Annotated in this window: 6 protein-coding genes; 4 read left to right on the top strand and 2 right to left on the bottom strand. The window is 43.6% G+C overall.

All coding sequences use genetic code 11. The annotated features are described in order from the left end of the window. Window positions 1-507 (top strand): WD40 repeat domain-containing protein (locus ACM0OZ_RS47665; RefSeq protein WP_414589962.1); only part of this gene is annotated, 507 nt, incomplete at its 5' end. A gap of 287 nt (window positions 508-794) precedes the next feature. Here the strand turns inward: ACM0OZ_RS47665 and ACM0OZ_RS47660 are convergent. Both ACM0OZ_RS47660 and ACM0OZ_RS47655 read right to left on the bottom strand, forming a co-directional pair. Then, on the bottom strand, window positions 795-1,100 hold the full coding sequence (locus ACM0OZ_RS47660; protein WP_414589961.1) for a hypothetical protein: 306 nt from the start codon (window positions 1,098-1,100) through the stop codon (window positions 795-797). A gap of 130 nt (window positions 1,101-1,230) precedes the next feature. Then, the gene (locus ACM0OZ_RS47655; protein ID WP_414589960.1) at window positions 1,231-1,524 is read right to left on the bottom strand and encodes a helix-turn-helix domain-containing protein; all 294 of its coding nucleotides are present in this window, start codon (window positions 1,522-1,524) and stop codon (window positions 1,231-1,233) included. A 457-nt stretch (window positions 1,525-1,981) separates the two neighbouring features. Between ACM0OZ_RS47655 and ACM0OZ_RS47650 the strand changes: the two genes are divergently transcribed. From ACM0OZ_RS47650 to ACM0OZ_RS47640, 3 genes are all read left to right on the top strand, one after another. After that, window positions 1,982-3,238, top strand: coding sequence for a tetratricopeptide repeat protein (locus tag ACM0OZ_RS47650; RefSeq protein WP_414589959.1), 1,257 nt, complete (start codon window positions 1,982-1,984; stop codon window positions 3,236-3,238). Continuing rightward, window positions 3,238-4,344, top strand: coding sequence for a tetratricopeptide repeat protein (locus ACM0OZ_RS47645; RefSeq protein ID WP_414589958.1), 1,107 nt, complete (start codon window positions 3,238-3,240; stop codon window positions 4,342-4,344). Before ACM0OZ_RS47650 ends, ACM0OZ_RS47645 begins: the two co-directional genes overlap by 1 nt. Continuing rightward, window positions 4,344-5,244, top strand: a 901-nt coding sequence (locus ACM0OZ_RS47640) for a tetratricopeptide repeat protein (RefSeq protein WP_414589957.1), incomplete at its 3' end; no start/stop codon positions are given. The genes ACM0OZ_RS47645 and ACM0OZ_RS47640, both read left to right, overlap by 1 nt.

The following is a 5,244-nucleotide window of genomic DNA, read 5'->3' as shown; positions in this document are numbered from 1 at the left end:
GTGCGGTTGTGGGATACTCAGGGCAAACAAGTCGCTGAATTGAGAGGTCATCAGGGTGAAGTATACTCAGTAGTAATAAGCACTGATAATCAGAGGATTGTCAGTGGTGGTTCAGATGGCACTGTGCGGTTGTGGGATACTCAGGGCAAACAAGTCGCTGAATTGAGAGGTCATCAGGGTACTCTCTATTCGGTAGCGATAAGCACAGATAATCAGAGGATTGTCAGTGGTGCTTCAGATGGCGCAGTACGGTTGTGGGATACTCAGGGCAAGCTCCTCGCTGAATTGAGAGGTCATCAGGGTACTGTCTATTCGGTAGCAATAAGCACTGATAACCAGAGGATTGTCAGTGGTGGAAGAGATGGCACAGTGCGGTTGTGGGATATTAGATTTGAGTCTTGGCTAAAAGCAGGTTGTAAGCAATTACAGGATCTTCTTGTTTTCAAAGAACTTAAAACTTCTGATGAGAAAGGAGCTAAGGCAACGTGTGAGCCATACCTGCGTTGAGAGCCTAATCTTGCTGTCTTATGAGTGATTCTGCAAGCTAAGGGCTTGATTGCGAACAGTGCAACTGCTTCGGCGATTCTCCCAAACGGAGCCGAGCCCTTGCGGGCGAGCGCACGGAGCGCAGTGCCAGACGCGATCGCAGCACTACGCTAAAAATTACACCACTTTATTCTCGGATAAGTTTAAAATTTCTTAAAGATAGTTCTGTTTATCAAAAGCTTAAAGCAAGAAAGAGACGTGAAGTTAACCACGTCTCCAGGTGATGGAAAATTAATTTATGCAAGCCGTTACGCTACATCTGCCACCAACAAGCCATTAACAGCGATGATAATTATCTGTGCCTTAAAAGGAGTGTCACACAGAGGTCTGACATCACTATTAACAGGTTGTGCTACCCATTTACCCTCCAAATTTTGGTAAAAAGTTCCGAGTAGATGGGAACCGTTCCAAACTCGATACAGTTCTCCCAGTTCATCTGGTACTGAGTCAATTTCAATTTCTGGTGCTACCGTGTCGGCTAAATCGTCAATATGTTCCTCAAACTCTGATTGAGCCGAGGCTTGGTCATCGAATTCTTCTTGTACAATCATCATGAGTAACCTCGTTAACGGGGTTTAACAAAAGGCGATCGCATTTCTCTTGGCGGAGGGCGATCGCCTTTTTGATTTCATAAAATATATTAGTTACTTTAGTAGCTAAAAATCAAGAAAGATGTCCAAAACTTTAATGAGTCACTTCCACCGTACTAAGGAAATCGCTTACAGATATACCCAAGGCAGTGCAAATAGCTTCTAATACTTTTAAAGAGACGCTTTCAGACTCGCCATACTCTAGTTTTTTCAGGTTCTGATGGGAGCATTCTCCACCTATGGCAGCAATTTCATCAACCAGTTTCTGCCGTGATTTTTTCCCGCGCAATCGCTTCAAGACCTGTGCCTTTTCTTTATTCCAAGCAACAGATACAACATCTGCAACATAAATATACATTCTGGTTTCTTTTTCACCCTTGTTGCCCATATAATAGCTACAGCAGTAAACAAAAGATAAATTTTTGAGCTACTACAGTTTACAAATTATGAGGATTTAGGATAAAAGCGATCGTCCGAAGGACGCGGCTTCGCCGATCGCACCAGAATCGATTTAGTTTGTTGAGTTCCCCATTGTTCTCACTGGGAAGTATTTAAAACTTGCCTATGTTTGGGCTGCTCAATGAACCCAACAAAGCAAAGAGAGTAGATGTAAACAAGAAGCTTTGGTAGTTTTTGACGCTAACTACGAAAAAACGTATTCATTGACGGCTGATGCCAAAAATATTGAGTGTTACATAACAATTATTTTCCTAACAAAAAATAAAATAAAGGTAGCTGTCGTGCCTTGGGAGATGAGCAACAAGTACAGCAACAAAACATATGGCAGGAGAAAATTACTGTTTCCTATAACCCGATTGCAGGGATTAAGCTACTAAATGCAGAAGATGAATACTCAGCTTGAAACCACCCTTGAGCATTATGCAACCGCACTTGAGAAACTGAAACCAGATGAGTCTGCAATTGAGGTGGAAGAAGTTTTGCGTGTGTTAAATGCACGGGATGCTGTACAGGCGGCTTTAAAAGAACAAAAGAGCATTCCTACTTGCAAGTTACAGAAAGTTATCCAATTAGACACTGCACTCCGGGAAAATGCAGTATTGATAAACAAAAAAATCAAACCAGAACAATTTACACAATGGCGTGAGAGCATCCAACCGAGTGCAGAAGCTTGGTGGTGGAGGTTAGATTCTCTTGCACCTCCCCATCCTTGGGATAATTTGGATTGGTTGTGGAAATTGCTCTATCTTGCTGGCTGGACTGCGAATATCAGTTTACTAGTAAATATTGCGACTCGCTTTCTGGGGAGTGGAGGAGTGGGGTTATTCGGGGCTGCTGCTGTAACTTTACCCAGTATCCTCACTTTACTTCAAGCTAGCAGTGAACTCACCAAAGCGGGTGAAGAAGGGTTTGAGAAATTACTGGAAAAACTGAAAATTCCCAAACATTACAAGCAAGAGGTTAAATTGGCTTCTACTCTGGCGATGTCAGGAATTCTCATCAGTTTTTGGTTCGCTTTACCTGCAATTTCTGACATCTACAACCGCAATGGACTAAAAAATCACGACGAGAAAGATTTAGGTGCGGCAGAACAAAATTACCAAAGAGCAACGTCGCTGAACGCAGATAATGTTGAAGCGCATTACAATTTGGGGAATCTCTATGAAGATTGGCAAGATTGGGAAAAAGCCAAAAAGCAATACCAAATTGCAGTAGCAGGGGGTTTACCAGATGCATATAACAACCTAGCTCGCTTGTATATTCGTGAGAAAAAATATCCAGAAGCAGCTTCTTTGCTTGCAAAAGGTCTGGAAATAACTAACACACCTGATTATAAAAAGTTGGAAGTTAGATATAGCCTGTTTAAAAACCTGGGATGGGTTCGATTCTCACAAGCTAGGTATACAGAAGCACAAGAAAAACTGAAAGTAGCGATAGATATTGCTAACAGACCTGAGGCTCAAAAGTATATCACTAACCCTGGTGCAGCACATTGCTTGTTGGCACAAGTTTTGGAAAAGCAAAAACAATCAACAGCGATCAAACAGTGGCGGAAATGCGCTGACCTCGGTTCTATACTCAATCCTGATGAAGATACATGGTTGCATTTAGCACGAGGAAAATTACGCAAGGCAGGAAAGTGATGGAGCGATACCCAAAAATAAACAAACTAGTTGTCATATTTCTCAGTGTACTTTTAGTTAGCGTTGCAACACCAGGATTGAGCCAGCAACATCAACAACAGGGACTTAATTTGATTTCTGAGATTAACGGAAAAGTCGAAATTAAGAAACCTGAGTGGAAAAGCTACCAGCCAGCAAATCTAGGCGACTTACTTAACGCCTCTGATAAGTTACGCTTGGCACAAGGCGCATCAGTGAAAGTTCGTTGCGATAACTTGGGTATTTGGAATCTAAACTCTTTTGGCGAATTTGAGGTTTCCAAGGGCTGTTCATCAACAACAAGATCGGTTCTCAGAAGACAAGATAGCAAGACCAGTCCTACTCGTGCTGGTAATGACCCAACAATTCCCTACCTCATTAGTCCACGAAATTCTGCAATTTTAACTCGCCAGCCGACTTTACGTTGGAATCCGGTAGCAGGTGCAACCAGCTATCAAGTGCAAGTCTTAGGACCTGGTGTCAATTGGTCAACCCAAGTTAGCCCGCCCCAAGTCGTTTATTCTGGAGAGCAACCCTTGAAAGCTGGTTCGCGTTATTGGGTAAATGTTACTGCTAATAACGGTGCATCCAATCAGAAAGAAGAGGGGCGTTTCCGGGGATTTTCTGTGTTAAGTGAGGCGGATAGCCAAAGGGTAAATTCTGAGATTCAAAAGTTACAACAAACCCTTTTAGACAATGAATCACAAGCTTTGGCGTTGGCACATTTGTATAGAAGCAATGATTTAAATGCTGATGCAATTGATTTGTTGGAAGGATTAGTTAAAAAAGGCAGCCAAAGCAGTGCTGTTTACCAACTTTTAGGAAGCACTTATCAGCAAGTAGGTTTAAATCAGTTGGCGAAGGAACGGTATTTAAGCGCACTCCAACTGGCAAAGGCACAAAAGAGTTTGGCAGGGGAAGCAATGGTTCAAGCCAGCTTGGGGGAAGTGAATGAAGCCTTAGACGAGTTAAAAGAAGCACTGAAGTCGTATCAGGCGGCGCAGGGTAGTTACCAGGCGTTGGGAGATGAAGGAAAGGTAAGGGAATTACAGCAGAAATTGGATGACTTGAAAGGGAGGATTTCCTAATGGCTAAGTTAAAAGTCAAACAGGCGATAACTTTGGCAACATTGCCTTTAATAGCTGGGTTGTGGGTTTTGATGCCAAAGTTAGTAGTTGGGCAAGTAACTCCCCCAGCTCTAACGGCTCAGTCTGAGAAATTAGCACAAGCAAAACAACTTAATGAGCAAGCAATTAAACTCTATCAAGAAGGCAAATATCAACAAGCGATTCCTTTAGCAGAGCGTGCACTGGCTATTCGCACGAAAGTACTAGGCGAACATCCGGATGTGGCAGAAAGTTTGAATAATCTGGCATCGCTGTACCAAAATCAAGGACGCTACAGTGAAGCCGAACCCCTACTTCGCCAAGCTCTGGAAATGAGAAAACGCCTGCTGGGGGAACAACATCCCGATGTGGCACTAAGTTTGAATAATCTGGCAGGGCTGTACGACACTCAAGGACGCTACAGTGAAGCCGAACCCCTGTATCGCCAAGCTCTGGAAATGAGAAAACGCCTGCGGGGGGAACAACATCCCGATGTGGCACATAGTTTGCATAATCTAGCAGGGCTGTACCAAAATCAAGGACGCTACAGTGAAGCCGAACCCCTACTTCGCCAAGCGCTGGAAATGACAAAACGCCTGCTTGGGCAACAACATCCACAGGTGGCAACTAGTTTGAATCTTCTGGCTTTTGTGTACAAAAGTCAAGGACGCTACAGTGAAGCCGAACCCCTGTTTCGCCAAGCGCTGGAAATGACAAAACGCCTGCTTGGGCAACAACATCCACAGGTGGCAACTAGTTTGAATCTTCTGGCTTTTGTGTACAAAAGTCAAGGACGCTACAGTGAAGCCGAACCCCTGTTTCGCCAAGCGCTGGAAATGACAAAACGCCTGCTTGGGCAACAACATCCACAGGTGGCAACTA

The sequence above is a fragment of the Scytonema sp. PCC 10023 genome (genome assembly GCF_963920835.1).
In the GTDB taxonomy this organism is placed as follows: domain Bacteria; phylum Cyanobacteriota; class Cyanobacteriia; order Cyanobacteriales; family Nostocaceae; genus Kalymmatonema.
Note: the sequence above shows the minus strand (reverse complement) of the source record. Positions and strands in the feature narration are given on the sequence as shown.